The 19,159-nt window shown below is 43.8% G+C and carries 13 protein-coding genes; 1 reads left to right on the top strand and 12 read right to left on the bottom strand.

Features of this window, described 5'->3' with window-relative positions:
- Positions 1-7: 7 nt before the first annotated feature.
- From GYK50_RS01895 to pilM, 4 genes are read right to left on the bottom strand one after another with little or no spacing between them, the layout of a single operon-like run.
- Complete coding sequence (locus GYK50_RS01895) at positions 8-541, bottom strand: pilus assembly protein PilP (RefSeq protein ID WP_058025948.1); 534 nt, start codon at positions 539-541, stop codon at positions 8-10.
- Positions 541-1,275 (bottom strand): type IV pilus inner membrane component PilO, encoded by a 735-nt coding sequence (locus tag GYK50_RS01890; RefSeq protein WP_071002930.1) that lies wholly within the window; start codon positions 1,273-1,275, stop codon positions 541-543. Before GYK50_RS01890 ends, GYK50_RS01895 begins: the two co-directional genes overlap by 1 nt.
- Positions 1,272-1,922 carry a PilN domain-containing protein gene (locus GYK50_RS01885; protein WP_212564148.1) on the bottom strand — a complete coding sequence of 217 codons (651 nt, stop codon included), beginning with the start codon at positions 1,920-1,922 and terminating at the stop codon, positions 1,272-1,274. The genes GYK50_RS01890 and GYK50_RS01885 overlap by 4 nt, the downstream gene beginning before the upstream one ends.
- A complete protein-coding gene (gene pilM / locus GYK50_RS01880; RefSeq protein WP_212564147.1) occupies positions 1,922-2,977 on the bottom strand; it encodes a type IV pilus assembly protein PilM in 1,056 nt (351 codons plus the stop codon). Before pilM ends, GYK50_RS01885 begins: the two co-directional genes overlap by 1 nt.
- Positions 2,978-3,169: 192 nt before the next feature.
- On the opposite strand from pilM, the gene GYK50_RS01875 reads away from it, so the two are divergent.
- A complete protein-coding gene (locus tag GYK50_RS01875; RefSeq protein WP_212564146.1) occupies positions 3,170-5,815 on the top strand; it encodes a penicillin-binding protein 1A in 2,646 nt (881 codons plus the stop codon).
- Positions 5,816-5,916: 101 nt separating this feature from the next.
- On the opposite strand, the gene GYK50_RS01870 is transcribed toward GYK50_RS01875, so the two are convergent.
- The 8 genes from GYK50_RS01870 to nusG form a co-directional block, all read right to left on the bottom strand.
- A complete protein-coding gene (locus GYK50_RS01870) occupies positions 5,917-6,441 on the bottom strand; it encodes a DUF6586 family protein (RefSeq protein WP_212564145.1) in 525 nt (174 codons plus the stop codon).
- A 165-nt stretch (positions 6,442-6,606) separates the two neighbouring features.
- A complete protein-coding gene (gene rpoC / locus GYK50_RS01865; protein ID WP_212564144.1) occupies positions 6,607-10,824 on the bottom strand; it encodes a DNA-directed RNA polymerase subunit beta' in 4,218 nt (1,405 codons plus the stop codon).
- 151 nt (positions 10,825-10,975) lie between these two features.
- On the bottom strand, positions 10,976-15,094 hold the full coding sequence (gene rpoB / locus GYK50_RS01860) for a DNA-directed RNA polymerase subunit beta (protein WP_212564143.1): 4,119 nt from the start codon (positions 15,092-15,094) through the stop codon (positions 10,976-10,978).
- Positions 15,095-15,856: 762 nt separating this feature from the next.
- Positions 15,857-16,231 carry a 50S ribosomal protein L7/L12 gene (gene rplL / locus GYK50_RS01855; protein WP_093071059.1) on the bottom strand — a complete coding sequence of 125 codons (375 nt, stop codon included), beginning with the start codon at positions 16,229-16,231 and terminating at the stop codon, positions 15,857-15,859.
- Between the two features lie 120 nt (positions 16,232-16,351).
- Positions 16,352-16,879 (bottom strand): 50S ribosomal protein L10, encoded by a 528-nt coding sequence (gene rplJ / locus GYK50_RS01850; RefSeq protein ID WP_071002922.1) that lies wholly within the window; start codon positions 16,877-16,879, stop codon positions 16,352-16,354.
- 474 nt (positions 16,880-17,353) lie between these two features.
- The gene (gene rplA / locus GYK50_RS01845) at positions 17,354-18,055 is read right to left on the bottom strand and encodes a 50S ribosomal protein L1 (RefSeq protein WP_071002921.1); all 702 of its coding nucleotides are present in this window, start codon (positions 18,053-18,055) and stop codon (positions 17,354-17,356) included.
- Positions 18,055-18,486, bottom strand: coding sequence for a 50S ribosomal protein L11 (rplK, locus tag GYK50_RS01840; protein ID WP_071002920.1), 432 nt, complete (start codon positions 18,484-18,486; stop codon positions 18,055-18,057). The genes rplA and rplK overlap by 1 nt, the downstream gene beginning before the upstream one ends.
- A 95-nt stretch (positions 18,487-18,581) precedes the next feature.
- The gene (nusG, locus tag GYK50_RS01835; RefSeq protein ID WP_071002919.1) at positions 18,582-19,112 is read right to left on the bottom strand and encodes a transcription termination/antitermination protein NusG; all 531 of its coding nucleotides are present in this window, start codon (positions 19,110-19,112) and stop codon (positions 18,582-18,584) included.
- Between the last annotated feature and the right edge of the window lie 47 nt (positions 19,113-19,159).

Genomic DNA, 19,159 nt, shown 5'->3' with positions numbered 1-19,159 from the left:
TGCCGACTTAGCTTATAGGGGATACCAGCGACTGGGGTTTTTCAATAAACCCAGCGCGGCTGTCTGGCACAATTTCAATCAAATTGATCTGGGTCGGCGTGATTTCAACAATACGGCCGTCATTCAATCCAAGATAATCACCTACCTTCACACTAGCAACTGAACCATCAGGACGTTGTACCAATGCGTATCGCTGACCTTCAGGCGACACTACTACGCCTCGAAAAACCAGTTGCGATAACTCGTATTGTTCAAGTGGTTCTTTTACACGTGTAATATCTGGGCGCACGCCATCAATAGAAGTGGTAGGACCCTCTACATTCACCAAGCTCGGTGGTAAAAACGGGCTGCGCTGTGAGCTTGCACTATAGACGAAGTCTTCTACTAGTTCAGCTTTGGGTGGTGGTTCGATAGGCTGCGCTGGCTGGTTACGGATGTCAGTCATCGCTTGCTCTGCCATACCGATACGATCCGTACAGCCAGTCATCGCTAGCACTGAGATACTTAAAGTCAACAGCATGGGTAGTTTTTGCATACTCATTAGTTACCTCCTGCATTTGCATCAGTAGCGGCGGCATCACCTGCAGGAGCCGTTTCATCTTCAGGAGTCGCTTCTTTTGAACGATAGGTTTTGGTTTGCAAGACTAGATTAAGCTCAGGTAAAACATCTAAGCTCGGTTGTGGGTTACTCACCTCAAAATCGTGCATGGTGATGATACGAGGCAGTGCTGCAAGGCCACTAATAAAACTACCAAACTGATGATATTCACCTAAAGCAGCAATGCGAATCGGTTGCTCAATGAAAAATTCATTTTCAATCTCAGGTTCGACAGAGATGTCTTGAAAACGAATATTACTACCGACACCTGTCATATTGATACCTTCTACCAGCTCTGACACACGCGTGTCTTTTGGCAACTGGTCTAATAAGGTATTAAACTCCGTCTCCATCTGAACGACCTGTGCTTGATAGGCTTGTAGGTGACGCGCGCGCGATTCTTTTTCACGATAGCTTTCAAGCAAGGTCTGTTGCTGACTTTCAGCAGCATTGATCTCATCGATTTTGCTACTAATCGGTAGCGCCCATGATAGGGCCGCTATAAAGGTAATAATAAGACCGATCACCGTCACCTTCACTGGTAGCGGCCAGCTGCCATAATTTTCAGAGTCTAGTGACTCAAAACTGCGACGAAATTCATTAAGATCAAACTGCTTCTTTGGTTTTGAAGCAATTTTTTTGGTCTTAATCAGGCTTTTTTTACGGACAAGTTTCATAACTCCCCTCCCACACCATCTTCCGCAGGGACAGGCGTTTCTGATTGTACTTTAGTCGTCACTACGAACTGTACATAACTGTCTTCAGGATAGACTGGACGCGGTGTCTCACCAGCCGTAGTGACGGTATTATTTAGTACAGGGGCCGCTTCATAAGCGCTAATGTTCTGTTGAATATTGCTAACTGCTGAGTTACCCATCCACTTGCTACTATCAATATTACGAATTAAGCTAGATACAATGTTTGGGTTATCAGCCAGACCAGTCAATGTTAATACATCGCCTTCGCGTTTGAGATTGGTTAGATAAAGCGCTGGTGGAATCGCTCTTGCCAGATCATCCCACAAACGTACTGGTACAGGACGCCGACCTTGCAAGTCTTGAATGACCTGCATACGTGAGATAATATCTTCACGGCGCTGCTCTAAACTGTCAATCTCAGTCAATGCGGTGTCTAAGCGTGCATTTTCTTGTTCAATCAAAGCATTAGCATCAAGCTGTTCATCAAGCTCATTGTTAAAATAGCTCCATGAAGCAAAGGCCGCCAATAAAGTGAGCAAAGTCACCGCAACGATCAGAGTCATAAACTCTTTGTTACGACGCTCGCGCTCTTCTTGTCGCCAAGGTAAAAGGTTAATACGAGCCATTAGTCAAAGCTCCTTAACGCAAGACCGCATGCAGCCATTAATCCTGGCGCGTCAATGGTCAATTGCTCATTATCAATATTAGGCGCAATGGTCATATTGGTAAACGGATTGGCAACACTAACGCTCACACCGAGTTTTTGTTGTGCCATCCCAGCAAGACCTGCAATGGAGCTACTACCACCCGCAAGTACCACGTGATCAATACTGCTATACTGACTTGAGGAGAAGTAAAACTGTAAGGAGCGAGTGATTTGCTGAATGGTATTTTCTATAAACGGGGTCAAAACTTCAGGATAGTAGTCATCAGGCAATGTGCGCTCACGTTTGCTCAGCGTTGCTTCTTCAGCTGACAGTCCATACCGGTTTTGAATCGCTTCTGTTAACTGAACACCACCAAACAATTGCTCTCGACTATAAATAAACTCACCATTTTTTGCGATATATAAAGTGGTTTGATTATGGCCGATATCAACCAAAGCGACCAGTTCAGGCATATTGGGCAGATTATCCGCCATCAGTCCAAAAGCACGCTCTATCGCATGTGATTCGATATCCATGACTTTTGTTTGCATCCCGCCAAAAGTCAATGCATCCACACGTTGATCTACGTTTTCTGAGCGAGAGGCCGCAAGCAGGACTTGAACCATATCTTCGCTAACCAAAGAGGGGCCTAATACTTCAAAATCTAAATTCACATCCTCTAAAGGATAAGGTATGTATTGATCAGCATCGAGACGTATCTGTGCTTCACGCTCAACATCGCTTAGCATCATATCCATATCAATAATTTTGGTGATGACGGCAGATCCTGATACGGCCGTTGCAGCATTGCTGCCCGCAACTTGGCAACGTCTTGCTAGACTCGCTATAATGTTGCCAACCGCCTCTGTATCAACTAGGAGTTTGTCGACGACTACACCTTCTGGTAGTCTCTCAATACCGTAAGATTTTAGGTGGAACATGCCTTGTTGACGCTGTATGTCCACTATTTTTACTGAAGTGGCACAAATATCCACACCAATCAAATGTCGACTTTTTGAAGTAAATAGCCTCACAAACTCTATACCTTATATTAAGTGTACAATCTGATAGTTATTTGTAATAATTGAATACAATACTTTACTTAATTGGTAGATTCAAGCGTTTAAAAATATATTAAGGCCTACTTACACATTTATTATGACCTGTTGATTTTGTTCAAGGTATAATACCTTATCCGCTACAAATTCTAATGAATAAGTCTTATTATGGCTAAAAAAAATGCTACCGCTCGTCTCATTCATTTCTTGGTGGGACTCTTTGTCGCTTGCCTAGCATTGGCAGTTATCTTAGCGCTTGCTGTACCTATTGGTTTTTATGGGATGGCGATGTATTTATCGCCAACTTTGCCCAGTATTCAAGAGATAAAAACTGCCAATTTAGAAATGCCATTGCAGATTTATAGTAGCGATGACAAATTAATCGGCCAATACGGCAATCGTTTATCGTTACCAGTCACATTTGATGAAGTTCCTGAAGATTTGACTCACGCTTTTTTAGCGGCAGAAGATGCTTCTTTCTTTCAGCATAGTGGCATCAGTATCAAAGGTCTTGGGCGCGCGGTCACTGAAGTGGTGACTGATGATGACAGTCAGACTGGTGGCTCAACTATTACGATGCAGGTCGCCAAAAATTATTTTTTAAGTCCTGAGCGTACTCTAAACCGCAAACTGACGGAATTATTTTTAGCACGTAAAATCGAAGACGAGCTGAGTAAAAACGATATTTTGACTTTATATGTCAATAAGATTTATTTGGGCGAAGGCGCTTATGGTATCCGCGCCGCTGCCAAAAAATACTATAGTAAATCACTAGATAATCTTACTATTGCTGAAATGGCAATGCTTGCCGGTTTACCAAAAGCCCCTTCTAAATATAATCCTGTTGCCAATCCTAGCCGCGCGTTGACTCGGCGTAACTGGATTATTGGCCGTATGCATGAGTTGGGTTATATCACCGAAGCTCAGCATGATGAAGCCGTTAACTCCCCCGTTGGCATTAAGCTATATCAAGAAAAACTCGACGTTAATATGCCCTATTTGGCAGAAATGACGCGTGCGACCTTAGTTGAACGCTATGGTGAGCAAGTCATGCACAGTGGTTGGCGCGTTCGTCTTACGGTCGATAGTAAGGCACAAACCGATGCAGAAGCGGCCATATTAACAGGGTTAGTAGCTTATGAGCATCGTCATGGCTGGCGCGGTGCAGAGGCAAATGACGAGCCTCTCGAAAACTTTCAGCGCTATAGCAATATGTCTCCTGCCAAAGTTACCAAGGTCAACTCTCGTAGTTTTGAAGCGATATTACAGTCTGGTGAAAGTGTAACGGTCAATTGGTCTGGCATGAGCTGGGCACGCAAATACATCTCTGCCAATCGTATCGGTTACTATCCTAATAATGCTAGCCAAATAGTGAGCAAAAACGATATTGTCCGCGTGATACCTACCGCAAATGGTAATTGGCAACTAGGGCAAATACCCAAAATACAAGGTAGTCTGGTTTCATTAAATCCAGAAACCGGCGCGGTTAATGCATTAGTAGGGGGCTTTGATTTCAAACACAGTAAGTTCAACCGAGCCTTACAAGGATGGCGTCAACCTGGCTCAACAATCAAACCATTGGTCTATACCGCCGCTTTGGAAAAAGGCTACCGCCCAGACAGTATTGTTTCAGATCGCCCTATTCAAGTAGGCGACTGGAAGCCTAAAAATTCGGATGAACGTTTCTTAGGGGATATCACGCTACGTCGCGGTTTATATTTATCGCGCAACTTGGTTTCTATCCGTCTCCTACAGGCCATTGGTATCTCTAATGCGCGCAACCTCTTAGATGAGTTCGGCCTAGACAAAGAAAAACTACCAACAACTTTATCGTTGGCTCTAGGGGCAGGACAAGCAACCCCATTGCAAATGGCAACGGCGTATTCAACCTTTGCAAATGGTGGTCACCGCGTACAACCTTACTTTATTGAGCAAATTTATAACTATAAAAACGAGTTATTATTTCAGGCCAATCCACTTCAGGCTTGCGCCCTATGCTTTAATGAGCAACTTGAAGCGGTTAATAAAAACCTGATAGAAGAATATAACAAATCATTAGAAGATAAAAACAGTACTACTGAAGAATTGGCTACCGAGAGTACAGAGCTAGAAAATAGTGAAAATGTAGAAGAAACGGATGAAGCAATCGATCTTACTGTCTATGACGCTGGTCCACAATCAGATCGCCTAAAAGCACCTGTCGTACAATACATAGCAGCCAAACAAGCACCAAGGATATTAAAGCCTAGAGTAGCATTTGAAATGGCAGATATTTTACGTGATGTGGTGCAACGTGGTACTGCAGTACGAGCAAAAGCCTTAGGCCGTGATGATATTGGCGGCAAAACCGGTACAACCAACGAAGCCAAAGACGCTTGGTTTGCAGGGTTTCATCCTACCAATGCAACGGTTGTATGGATGGGGTTTGATCAGCCAACATCTATGGGTCGCCGAGAGTATGGTGGTGTGGCTGCCCTGCCTGTCTGGATGGACTTTATGAAAGCTCAGCTCAAAGACACACCAAACCAATGGGTGTCTATCAATAACCGCTCAAAATCTAAAAAGCAGCAACAGCAAATTATAGAAATGACCGATAATGGTATTATAACTGATGATGACGACATCTCTGATAATAGCGCACCAGCAAAACCGGTCAAGACTCAAATTCAGCAGCGTAAGCCGACCCTACCTGAACCAACTACAGATACTAGCAACTCAGCAGCTCAAGCAAACAATAGCCGTAGTAACGATAGCGTGCCGCAAAACCCTTTATCGGTCACGCCGGTCCAGCGTATACCCCCGATGCCAGAATAATCTACTGGTATCTCTAGCTACCGATATAAAAAAAGGCTTGTTCAGTCATCACTGAATAAGCCTTTTTTTGTAGATATTATATTTCGAATAGACTCATCCTGCTAAAACTCAACCATCCCTGCACGTAGTTGCTCGATCAGCTCTAAAAGCTGATTACGCCATTCTCTTATCGTTGCCTCATCAGGTAACCATTGATTTGACAAAGTAACGACATTCACAATAAGGTCGGGCGCAGATAAATCGCTACTTGGTTTTTCATCCACAACCGTATCTGGTGGTACTGCATAGAGACAACGCTTATAAGCGCGCTCTATATTTGCAATAAAGCCTTGCTGCTGCAATTGCTGCAAGCGCTGAATCTCAGGAGATACCTGCGTGCGCTCGCTTAGTGCTTGCTCAATATCTGACAAAGTTGGTGCGGTCATATTTAAGCTATAAAAATGACCCAGTTCTTGAGTGAATGCCAACAATGCCCCGTATAAGTGAAAAATAGCCGTTTCACAATGAGCCTGATATAGCTGCTTATCATTGGTGCTGCCTGCTGCTTGACAAGAGAGACGGCAGAAATACAGTTTTTGATTGGTACGATCTGCTTGATATTTGGCAACGCGAGTTTTACCTGCCATGTGCGACTTATCCTTCTATAGATAGTAAATTGAGGCTTATTTTCCAGTGTACTATTTTTTTAGATACTAGCACCATGCCTTTCTCAGTTTTTATACACACAAAAAAGCCAGCGACTTAGGCTGGCTTTTTCTTAAATTGGGAATGAAACAAAATACTTAATAAGATTAATTATTTTGATTTAGCTCTTGAGCAAAGGCCTCATCAAAGCTTGCAAAGTCTTTGCTGTCAGTGCTTGCAGTCATATCAAACGCTGCATTTAGATCACTGTCTTGTAGCTTCTGATCCGCTGTCTCTTTGCGTGCCTTGTGATAAGCAAGACCCGTACCTGCAGGAATCAAGCGACCAACCACCACGTTTTCTTTCAGACCACGTAGCTCATCCACTTTACCAGTCACAGCCGCCGCCGTTAGTACACGGGTGGTCTCCTGGAAAGACGCCGCTGAGATAAAGCTTTCAGTTGCAAGACTTGCCTTAGTGATACCTAATAATTGACGTTCAAACTGTACTGGGAATTTGTCTTCCGCTTCTAGTTTCGCATTCAACGCTTTGATATCTGCATACTCGACCTGATCACCTTTGAAGTGGCTTGAATCGCCGCCGTCAGTGACTTCAACTTTACGCAGCATCTGACGAATAATAACTTCGATGTGCTTATCGTTGATTTTTACACCCTGCAAGCGATAGACGTCCTGTACTTCGTTGACGATATAATCAGCAAGTGCCGTCTGGCCTTTCAAACGCAAGATATCATGCGGGTTTTGTGGACCATCTGCAATAATCTCACCACGTGCTACCGTCTCGTTTTCAAAGACGTTGATTTGACGCCATTTTGGAATCAGCTCTTCATGTACTTCGCCATCTTCATTGGTAATAATGAAGCGGTTCTTACCTTTGGTCTCTTTACCAAAGCTCACGACACCTGTCATTTCTGCCATGATGGCGTGATCTTTTGGACGACGTGCTTCAAATAGATCAGCAACACGTGGTAGACCACCGGTAATATCTTTTGTACCAGAAGAGGCTTGTGGGACACGGCCTAGAATCGAACCTGCTGCTACTTTTTCACCATCGCTCACGCGAATGATCGTTTCAGCTGGTAAGAAGTAAACCACTTCTTTGCCTTCGTCAGTGTTCAAGATAATGGCAGGACGTAAGTCTTTTGCTGAACTTGAACGGTCACGAGTGGCTAGAATCTCAAACGAGCTCATACCAGTGGCATCATCAACCTTAACGGTCGCCGTTGAACCATCAACGATATCACTGAAACGTGCTGTACCAGCAAATTCTGTGATAATTGGATGGGTATGCGGATCCCATTTAGCGATGGTTTGACCGCTTTCAACCTGCTCTTCGTCTTTTACAAGAACGCTTGAACCGTACGGTACTTTATAGCGCTCACGCTCACGGCCAAGCTCATCAGTCAATGCGATTTCAGCTGAACGCGATACGATGACTAAGTGACCATCAGTATGCTGTACCGTTTTCATGTTTTCAAAGTGCGCTTGACCAGCATTACGTACAGAGATGCTGTTGTCCACAGATGCTGAACTCGCAGCCCCGCCCACGTGGAACGTACGCATGGTCAGCTGAGTACCTGGCTCACCGATAGACTGAGCGGCCATAACACCAACTGACTCACCGATGTTCACTTTATGACCACGTGCAAGGTCACGACCATAACACTGTGAACACACACCATGCTCAACATCACAAGTAATCACCGAACGTACCCAGATATCATCGATCGCGTTGTTATCAAGGACGTTAACCCAATACTCATCAATCAAAGTACCGGCTGGAACCAATACTTTATCAGCATCATCGTTATACGTCACATCACGGGCAGTTACACGACCAAGTACGAGCTCACCTAATTTCTCAATGATTTCACCACCTTGGATGTGCGGCTTCATGAGTAGGCCTTCTTCGGTACCACAGTCATCACTGGTCACAACCAAATCTTGCGCCACATCGACCAAGCGACGAGTTAGGTAACCTGAGTTAGCTGTTTTTAGTGCTGTATCCGCTAGACCTTTACGTGCACCGTGAGTTGAGATGAAGTACTGTAGTACGGTCAAACCTTCACGGAAGTTCGCTTTAATTGGTGTCTCAATGATTGAGCCATCTGGTTTCGCCATCAAACCACGCATACCGGCCAACTGACGAATCTGTGCCGCACTACCACGAGCGCCAGAATCCGACATGATAAAGATCGAATTGAATGATTTCTGCTCGTCTTCTTCGCCTTGGGCGTTGATAACTTTATCTGTTGCCAAGTTATCCATCATCGCCTTAGCGACTTTGTCATTGGTACGTGACCAGATATCAACGACTTTGTTATAGCGCTCACCAGCGGTCACAAAGCCTTGCTCAAATTGATCTTCGATTTCGCGAACTTCGCCTTCTGCCCCTTCGATGATTTGCTTTTTCAGTGGTGGAATGACCATATCATCGATACCGATAGACACACCAGATAGCGTTGCTTGAGCAAAACCAAGATACATCAATTGGTCAGCAAACATAACGCTTTCTTTGACGCCGACTTTACGGTAGCAAGAGTTGATCAAACGAGAGATATTTTTCTTCGTCATCTCTTGGTTACACTCATCAAACGTCATACCTTTAGGCATGATGTTCCAGATAAGTAGACGACCAGCAACTGTATCTTTGATACTGGTTTCTTTGGTCTCGTTACCGTCTTCGTCAATTTGCGTCTCAGTGACACGCACTTTGATCTTCGCGTTTACATGTAGATCGTTTGAACCAATGGCACGCAAAGCTTCGTTGACGGTCGAAAATATCATGCCTTCGCCTTTGGCATTGATAGACGAGCGACTGATGTAATATAGACCAAGTACAACGTCCTGTGAGGGTACGATGATCGGATCACCGTTCGCAGGTGACAAGATGTTGTTAGTAGACATCATCAAGGCACGTGATTCAAGCTGTGCTTCAAGGGTCAATGGCACGTGAACGGCCATTTGGTCACCATCGAAATCGGCGTTGAATGCAGTACAAACAAGCGGATGTAACTGGATGGCTTTACCTTCGATCAATACTGGCTCAAATGCCTGTAAACCCAAACGGTGAAGTGTTGGCGCACGGTTGAGAAGTACTGGATGCTCACGGATAACCATGGCCAGCATATCCCATACTTGTGGCTCTTCACGCTCTACCATCTTTTTGGCAGCTTTAATCGTAGTCGCTAAACCATGAGACAATAGTTTGTTATAAGTAAATGGCTTGAATAATTCTAGAGCCATTTTCTTCGGTAGACCACACTGATGTAAACGTAGTGTTGGGCCTACAACGATAACCGAACGACCAGAGTAATCGACACGCTTACCAAGCAAGTTCTGACGGAAACGACCTTGCTTACCTTTGATCATATCAGCCAAAGATTTCAATGGACGCTTGTTACTACCAGTGATGGCACGACCGCGACGACCGTTATCAAGCAACGCATCCACTGACTCTTGCAACATACGTTTTTCGTTACGTACGATGATATCAGGTGCGCTCAGCTCAAGCAGACGCTTAAGACGGTTGTTACGGTTGATCACACGGCGATATAGATCGTTTAGATCTGACGTCGCAAAACGACCACCTTCTAGCGGTACTAACGGGCGCAAATCTGGTGGTAGTACTGGCAAGATATTCATTACCATCCACTCAGGCTTGTTATTAGAGTCACGGAATGCTTCTAATAATTTAAGACGCTTAGACATCTTCTTAAGCTTGGTCTCAGAACCTGTTTGTGGAATCGCTTCACGCAGCTCATCAATCTCAAGATCCATATCGATATCTTTCAATAGGTCTTGGACAGCTTCCGCACCCATCTTGGCAGTGAACTCGTCGCCAAACTCTTCAAGTGCTTTGTAATAATCTTCATCATCAAGCAACTGATACTTCTCTAAAGAAGTCAGACCAGGATCAGTCACGATGTAGCTTTCAAAATATAGGACGCGCTCAATATCGCGCAATGTCATGTCTAGCAATAGACCGATGCGGCTTGGTAGTGATTTTAGGAACCAAATGTGCGCCACAGGACTGGCTAGGTCAATATGACCCATGCGGTCACGACGAACTTTCGCAGTGGTGACTTCAACACCACATTTTTCGCAGATAACGCCTTGGAACTTACGGCGCTTATATTTACCACATAGACATTCAAAATCTTTTACTGGGCCAAAGATTTTGGCACAAAAAAGACCATCACGCTCAGGTTTGAACGTGCGATAGTTGATGGTTTCAGGTTTTTTTACTTCGCCGTGCGACCATGACTTGATGACGTCAGGTGAGGCTAAAGTAATTTGAATGCTATCAAACTCTGTATTACCGTTGCCGGTAGGGCTTTGCATGATATCGAGTAAATCTTTCAAGTTGCTTCTCCGTTATCTTTATAATCATCTGACAGCGTACCATTGACGCAGATAAGATGAATGAAGGCAATGAATAGGGTTGAGACAAATCACTAAAAGCAGCAGCCATAATGCATACTGCCTTTAGTGGACAACTAAGTTAAACAACGGGCTAGTTGCTTTGTTTTAACTCAATATTAATACCCAATGATTTGATTTCTTTGGTCAGTACGTTGAACGACTCAGGCATGCCTGGATCCATATACTGCTCACCATCAACGATGTTTTTGTACATACGAGTACGGCCTTCAACGTCATCCGACTTCACCGTTAGCATTTCTTGCAACGTATAAGTCGCGCCGTATGCTTCTAGTGCCCACACTTCCATCTCACCGAAGCGCTGACCACCAAACTGCGCTTTACCGCCGAGTGGCTGCTGCGTGACTAGAGAGTAAGAACCCGTTGAACGCGCATGCATTTTGTCATCAACCAAATGGTTAAGCTTGAGCATGTACATGTAACCCACGGTCACTTTACGGTCAAATTTCTGACCTGTACGACCATCATATAACGTCTGCTGACCATCGCGATCCATACCAGCAAGCTCTAGTAGGTCTTTGACTTGGCTTTCTCTTGCGCCGTCAAATACTGCTGTGCCCATTGGTACACCGCCACGTAAGTTGTCTGCTAGCGCCATGATGTCATCATCACTTAAGCTATCAAGATCAACTTGCTCACCGCCTACTTGGTTATAGATTTTGTCCAAGAAGTCACGTAGCTCTTTGATCGCTGCTTGAGATTTGAGCATACCATCAATCTTCTCACCCAATCCTTTCGCTGCCATACCCAAATGCGTCTCTAGAACCTGACCAATGTTCATACGAGATGGTACACCAAGTGGGTTCAATACGATGTCAACGGTATTACCATTTTCATCATAAGGCATGTCTTCAACTGGCATGATGCGCGATACCACACCTTTGTTACCATGACGACCAGCCATCTTATCACCAGGCTGAATACGACGCTTAACCGCTAGATATACTTTAACGATTTTTTGTACGCCATGTTGTAAGTCATCACCAGCAGTCAATTTGCGTTTTTTCTCAGCAAACTTCACATCGATGTCTTTTTGCTTATCAACCAAGTAATCAGAGATTTGCGTCAGACGCTCAGAGATTTCTTCTTCTACTGGTTGAATATCAAGCAATGTTTCAAGGCTCATATCTTTCATATCAGCCAATGCCATAACCGTACCGGCTTTTAGACCAGCACCGCCGCTGACTTTTTGGCCATCTAGTAGAGTACTAATACGACCGCGAGCCGCTTCTTCAAAGATACGTAGCTCTTCTTTCAAATCTTTGCGATAGCTATCAAGCTGCGATTTTTCAATCGCTCTTGCGCGTGCGTCTTTTTCAACGCCATCACGGGTGAAGACCTGCACATCAATAACCGTACCTTTACTTGAAGTTGGTACGCGTAGTGAAGTGTCTTTCACATCCGCCGCTTTTTCACCAAAGATAGCGCGTAGTAGTTTCTCTTCTGGCGTTAGCTGCGTTTCACCTTTTGGCGTCACTTTACCAACGAGAATATCACCAGCATCAACTTCAGCACCGATATAGACGATACCTGCTTCATCAAGACTTGATAGTGCGGCTTCACCAACGTTTGGAATATCAGCCGTGATCTCTTCTGTACCTAGCTTGGTATCACGAGCCACACAAGTCAATTCTTGGATATGAATCGTAGTGAAACGATCTTCTTTTACGACTTTTTCAGATAGTAAGATTGAATCTTCAAAGTTGTAACCATTCCACGGCATAAATGCGATGCGGATGTTCTGACCAAGTGCTAGCTCACCAAGATCCGTTGATGGACCATCAGCCAAGATATCACCCAAAGCAATCTCGTCACCTTGGTTAACGATGATACGTTGGTTGATACAAGTGTTTTGGTTAGAGCGCGTGTATTTGATCAAGTTATAGATATCAATACCCGCTTCACCAGCAACCATCTCGTCTTCGTTGACACGAACCACGATACGTGATGCATCAACATCTTCAATCACACCGCCACGCTTAGCGATGACACAAACACCTGAGTCACGAGCAACGTGACGCTCCATACCGGTACCTACCAATGGCTTATCAGCACGTAGGGTAGGAACCGCCTGACGCTGCATGTTCGAGCCCATCAAGGCACGGTTAGCATCATCATGCTCTAGGAACGGAATCAGACCTGCTGCAACCGATACTACCTGACTTGGTGATACATCCATATGCGTCACTTTTTCTGGCGGCATACGAACAAATTCACCATAGCTACGTACACTGACCATCTCGTCAGATAACGCGCCATCCTCAGTCATCGGAGAGTCAGCCTGTGCAATAACAGTACCGACTTCTTCGATTGCTGATAGATATTCAATATCATCAGTCACTTTACCATCAACCACACGGCGATATGGCGTTTCTAAGAAACCAAAGCTGTTGGTTTTAGCAAATGTCGCTAGTGAGTTGATCAGACCAATGTTTGGACCTTCAGGAGTCTCAATAGGACATACACGACCATAATGCGTATCATGTACGTCACGTACTTCAAAGCCTGCGCGTTCACGAGTTAGACCACCAGGTCCTAACGCTGATACACGGCGCTTATGGGTAACTTCAGACAATGGGTTGTTCTGATCCATAAACTGTGACAACTGGCTTGAACCAAAGAATTCTTTAACCGCAGCCGCTACTGGCTTAGAGTTAATCAAATCTTGTGGTGACAAGTTGTCTGACTCTGCTGAGCTCAAACGCTCTTTTACGGCACGCTCAACACGTACTAGACCAACACGGAATTGGTTTTCTGCCATCTCGCCCACTGAACGAATACGGCGGTTACCTAGATGGTCAATATCATCGACATCGCCGCGACCGTTACGAATTTCGATAAGTTCTTTTAGAACATTAACGATATCATCGTTGGTCAATACACTGCGTTCGCGCTGTACGTCTGGATCATCGGTGTTTTCAAATGGCAGACCAAGACGACGGTTGAACTTCATACGGCCGACGTTAGATAAGTCATAACGATCGGCGTTGAAGAACATGCTCTCAAACAGTTTCTCAGCCGTTTCAACCGTTGGTGGTTCACCTGGACGCATGACTTTATAGATTTCGATCAATGCTTCTTCGCGGGTTGAGGTGCTATCAGCACGTAGCGTATCGGCAATATAACTACCTTGGTCGATATCGTTAGTGAACAGAATGCTGAACTCTTTGATGGCACCACTGGCTTCAAATGAGTTCAATTTTACCAATAACTCGTGGTCGATTGGCGTGTTCGCTTTAGCGATGATTTCATCATTAACAACGATGTCTTCAGCTAAAATACGCTCATATAGGTATTCATCAGGTACCGCAATTTTCGTCATACCTGCTTCTTCAAGCTGACGGATACGGCGTGCGTTAATACGTTTGCCCTGCTCTACAATAACGTCACCTTCAGGTGATACGATATCAAACTGCGCCATTTCGCCACGTAGACGATCAGCAACTAGATCAATTTCAAACGTCTCTTCAGCTTTATAAACAGCAACTTTATCAAAGAACAAATCTAGAATTTCAGATGTAGTCAGGCCAAGTGCACGTAGAATGATAGAAGCCAATAGCTTACGGCGACGGTCAATACGAGCAAAGACTAAGTCCTTTGCATCAAATTCAAAGTCTAACCATGAGCCACGATAAGGGATGATACGCGCGTTATAAAGCACTTTACCACTTGAATGCGACTTACCTTTATCATGGTCAAAGAACACACCAGGTGAACGATGTAGCTGAGATACGATAACACGCTCAGTACCATTAATAATGAAAGTACCGTTAGCAGTCATCAAAGGTATCTCGCCCATGTAAACGCTTTGCTCACGGATATCTTTGATAGCGGCTTTGCTATCTTTATCTTTGCTGTCTTTATCTTTGATGATCAAGCGAATTTTGACACGCATCGGCGCCGCAAACGTTGAACCACGTAAGATACACTCACGCTCATCAAATTCAGGCGTACCTAAATAGTACTCAACAAATTGTAACTCGGCGTTACCAGAGTGACTCTCAATTGGGAAAATAGATGAATACGCAGCTTGCAAACCAGTATTCTCACGAGCTTTTGGCTTTTTATGCTCTTGCAAAAATTGCTCATAAGAATCTACTTGAATAGACAGTAAATAGGGAACGTCCATTACAGTGGGCAATTCAGCAAAACTTTTGCGAATACGCTTTTTTTCAGTATAAGAATATGCCATCGAGAGTCCTTACAGTAAACGTGGAAACAAATTAAAAGCGTGGCCAGTATGCATAAATACGATGCACACTTAGCGACGTAAACGATAATATAAAACGGGTTTTCGTGTTCAGTTCATGTCTTTTCTGTCAATTACTACTTTACTCATCAGTGCTTACCTAGCACACTTCACTTAATCTCGTCTTTGCTTGCTAAATTCATGGTAAGTGAATCAATCTATATGACTGTTGCAACCAAAAAATTCAATATTATATAATCTATAATGCCTTGCCTATGAGGCTTAATTTACAAATACATTGCTGGAAAATCACGTCTATGAAGATTGCATATAAGCCACTTGCCATCTAGACTGCTTATTACCGAACTATGTCCCCTACACATGCAAACTGTCTATAAGAGTTAATATCGACAGTCATGCCGCACCAGATAGGCAACTTATGATCAACAGCTTTTTCAGAATACCGCTTTTGTCAGGATTAATAATCGGGGTAACTATAACTTTAAGAATCAGTATAAACTATAGTGTTGATAGGAAAGCATGCAGACACAAAAAAATGCCAAACATCTACAGACGTTTAGCTGATATTAACTGATTTTAAAACTGCTATGTGTTCTTGCATGTATATCGTCTGTCCTTTTGATGGGTATCCACCGTTAATGCATACGTATGTTGGCAGACACAAAAGGTCAAGCTACGAATTATAATAAAAAAAAGCTGGCAATGCAAGGCATTACCAGCTTTTTTTTCTGTACAGTGTTAAACTTATTTTAGTTCAACAGTTGCACCAGCTTCTTCAAGTTTCTTTTTCAACTCTTCAGCTTCAGCTTTAGATGCGCCTTCTTTGATTGGAGCTGGAGCGCCTTCAACCAAATCTTTCGCTTCTTTTAGGCCAAGACCAGTTGCTTCACGTACGGCTTTAATTACGCCAACTTTCTTGTCGCCGAAGCTAGCAAGAACAACGTCAAACTCGTCTTTTTCTTCAGCAGCAGCAGCGCCACCAGCAGCAGCAACAGGTGCAGCAGCAGCAACAGCAGCAGTTACGCCGAATTTTTCTTCCATATCGCTGATTAGCTCAACGATGTCCATTACTGACATTTCAGCGATTGCGTTTAACACATCTTCTTTAGATAGTGCCATGAGAACTCTCCGTTATCTGATAAAAATTAATTGATTTTAATATCGCTTTGATTGATTGCCGAATGTGGCAATAAAATTCAACCAAAATTAGCAATGTTAAAGTTACGTTAAAACAAGCAATTAAGCAGCTTCTTTTGCGTCTTTGATTGCCGCTACAGTGCGAACGAACTTGCCAGGAACAGCGTTCATAGTCTGGACAAGCTTGGTCACTGGTGCGTTCATAGTAGCCATCAAGATAGAGATTGCTTCGTCGCGAGTTGGTAGCTTCGATACGCGCTCTAGCTCTTCTGGACCATAAACTTCACCACCGACTGATACTAATTTGGTCTCTAAAGCTTTGTTATCTTTACTGAAGTCGAAAACGACTCTGGCAGCAGATCCCAAATCTTCCATAGAGAAAGCCAAAAGTAGTGGACCAGTCATACGGTCTGACATGCTCTCAAACTTAGTGCCTTCAAAAGCGCGTTTTGCCAGGGTATTTTTTACCACTTTCAAAACGACACCTTTTTCACGGGCTTGTACGCGAAGCTGAGTAAGCTGTGCAACACCAATACCGTGATATTCGGCAGCTACTGCTGAGTAAGCATTAGCAGCAACTTCAGACACTTCAGCCACAACTTGTTGTTTTTGCTCTAGCGTTAATGCCATAAGTTGACTCCTTTAATCTTATCAATCTGCTTATCATAAAAGCGCTAAAAATCGAAATTTCTGCAAGCTTAAATTTCAAGCTAGGACTGACTTGATACGACACATTACCAGCGGATTCAATTAATAAAAAAAGCATCTACTGGTAACGACTGATTACGGCACCGTTATCAGAATGACGTTGAGTAATAGTTTGAAGATTATATAAATAACCTTACCGCCCTATTCGCTCGTGTCTTAAACTGTATGGGCCACCGTCTGCGTAGGACAACTAAGATTTTCATCTGTCGTCGATTAACAAAAGTGACTCAGTGTCATATTTAACCATTCGAAAATTGTTACTTATGACGCTAAACCACTCTCTACCTACGGTCTTAGACAGCGTAGCAAATACTACGCTGACCTAATTTTTAAATATAGTATGTGCTCATCATTCAAAATACTTGAAGTTCAAGTACTCAAAAATAGAGACTTTAATTATTTTGCAGTACGATAAGGAACAGCGTCGATCGTTAGACCAGGGCCCATCGTGCTAGACAAGGTGATTTTCTTGATGAAAGTACCTTTAGAAGTAGCAGGCTTAGCACGCTTTAAATCAGAAAGAATCGCTTGCGCGTTTTGCTCGATTTGCTCAGCAGTGAAACCAACTTGACCGATAGTTGCATGGATAATACCAGCTTTATCAACACGGTACTGAGCCTGACCCGCTTTCGCATTAGTCACAGCTTCAGCAACGTTTGGCGTTACCGTACCAACTTTAGGGTTAGGCATTAGACCGCGTGGGCCTAGGATCGTACCCAATTGACCAACAACACGCATAGCATCAGGAGCTGCGATCACAACATCAAAGTCCATGTTACCGGCTTTAATTTCTTCTGCTAGGTCTTCAAAACCAACGATGTCTGCACCAGCTTCTTTAGCGGCTTCAGCAGCAGCGCCTTGAGCAAATACAGCAACGCGTTTGGTTTTACCAGTACCAGCAGGTAGATTGGTTGCACCGCGAACGACTTGGTCAGATTTACGTGGGTCAACGCCCAAGTTTACTGCAATGTCGATAGACTCTTTGAATTTTAGCGCTGGCAAATCGTTTAGGATTTGAACGGCTTCTTCTAGCGTGTATTGTTTTTCGTTATCAACACGGCTTTGAATTTCTTTTTGACGTTTGGTTAGCTTAGACATTATACACCCTCCACGGTAATACCCATTGAACGTGCAGTACCAGCGATGGTACGGACAGCAGCGTCAAGATCAGCAGCCGTTAAGTCTGCATTCTTAGTCTTAACGATTTCTTCTAGTTGTGCACGGTCCACTTTACCGACTTTAGCAGTGTTCGGTGTACCTGAACCTTTAGCGATGCCAGCAGCTTTACGTAGTAAGTACGCAGCTGGTGGTGACTTCATGATGAAGGTAAAAGATTTATCGTTATATACTGTGATCTCAGTTGGGATCGGTAGACCTGGCTCCTGGCCTGAGGTCGCAGCGTTAAATTCTTTACAGAACGCCATGATGTTCACGCCTTTTTGACCCAAAGCTGGACCAATCGGTGGTGAAGGATTTGCTTTGCCTGCAGGCACTTGCAGTTTGATGTAACCATCAATCTTCTTAGCCATGATACTCTCCTAAATGGGTGATAGCGCCAAATCAACGTGATATGACATATACCTGGTTGACTAACAGCTCCCCGGTTGATTAACTTTTTGCTGATTTAGTCTAGTTTTTCAACTTTACTAAACTCAAGCTCAACCTGCGTAGGTCGATTAAATACGTTTACCGTTAAATGTAGTTTAGACTTCTCATAATCCACTTTTTCTACCAACCCTTTAAAGTCAGTAAATGGACCATCGATAACCAATAACTCTTCGCCTGGCTCAAATAGAGTCTTAGGACGTGGGTCAGTTTCAGTCTGGTTCAAACGGTTTAAAATGCGATCAGCTTCTACTTGCGTAATCGGTGCAGGCATCTCAGGCGTACCACCGACGAAACCCATAATACGAGGGCAATCTTTTACGATGTGCCAAGTATTATCGTTCATCTCCATTTGAATCAATACATAACCTGGAAAGAATTTACGCTCACTCTTACGCTTTTTGCCGTCTTTCATTTCGACGACTTCTTCAGTAGGAACCAGTACATCACCGAATGACTCAGCAAAGTCACTACGGTTAATACGATCAGTTAACGAACGTTGTACTTGTTTTTCATATCCTGAAAACGCTTGGACAATATACCAACGCATATCACGCTCCTGATCATTATAAATAAGTCGTTATAAGTAAATCTCTC

Source organism: Psychrobacter pacificensis, from assembly GCF_018336615.1.
Classification (GTDB): Bacteria; Pseudomonadota; Gammaproteobacteria; order Pseudomonadales; family Moraxellaceae; genus Psychrobacter; species Psychrobacter pacificensis.
The sequence above is the reverse complement of the archived record's forward strand: the minus strand, read 5'-3'. Positions and strand labels throughout refer to the sequence as shown.

Excerpts from the sequence above, each read along its gene's own strand:
- rplJ (WP_071002922.1), bottom strand. The coding sequence starts at position 16,879 with ATGGCATTAACGCTAGAGCAAAAACAACAAGTTGTGGCTGAAGTGTCT.
- GYK50_RS01885 (WP_212564148.1), bottom strand. The coding sequence starts at position 1,922 with ATGGCTCGTATTAACCTTTTACCTTGGCGACAAGAAGAGCGCGAGCGT.
- GYK50_RS01890 (WP_071002930.1), bottom strand. The coding sequence starts at position 1,275 with ATGAAACTTGTCCGTAAAAAAAGCCTGATTAAGACCAAAAAAATTGCT.
- rplA (WP_071002921.1), bottom strand. The coding sequence starts at position 18,055 with ATGTCTAAGCTAACCAAACGTCAAAAAGAAATTCAAAGCCGTGTTGAT.
- GYK50_RS01870 (WP_212564145.1), bottom strand. The coding sequence starts at position 6,441 with ATGGCAGGTAAAACTCGCGTTGCCAAATATCAAGCAGATCGTACCAAT.
- GYK50_RS01875 (WP_212564146.1), top strand. The coding sequence starts at position 3,170 with ATGGCTAAAAAAAATGCTACCGCTCGTCTCATTCATTTCTTGGTGGGA.
- rplL (WP_093071059.1), bottom strand. The coding sequence starts at position 16,231 with ATGGCACTATCTAAAGAAGATGTGTTAAACGCAATCGCTGAAATGTCA.
- nusG (WP_071002919.1), bottom strand. The coding sequence starts at position 19,112 with ATGCGTTGGTATATTGTCCAAGCGTTTTCAGGATATGAAAAACAAGTA.
- rplK (WP_071002920.1), bottom strand. The coding sequence starts at position 18,486 with ATGGCTAAGAAGATTGATGGTTACATCAAACTGCAAGTGCCTGCAGGC.
- GYK50_RS01895 (WP_058025948.1), bottom strand. The coding sequence starts at position 541 with ATGAGTATGCAAAAACTACCCATGCTGTTGACTTTAAGTATCTCAGTG.
- rpoB (WP_212564143.1), bottom strand. The coding sequence starts at position 15,094 with ATGGCATATTCTTATACTGAAAAAAAGCGTATTCGCAAAAGTTTTGCT.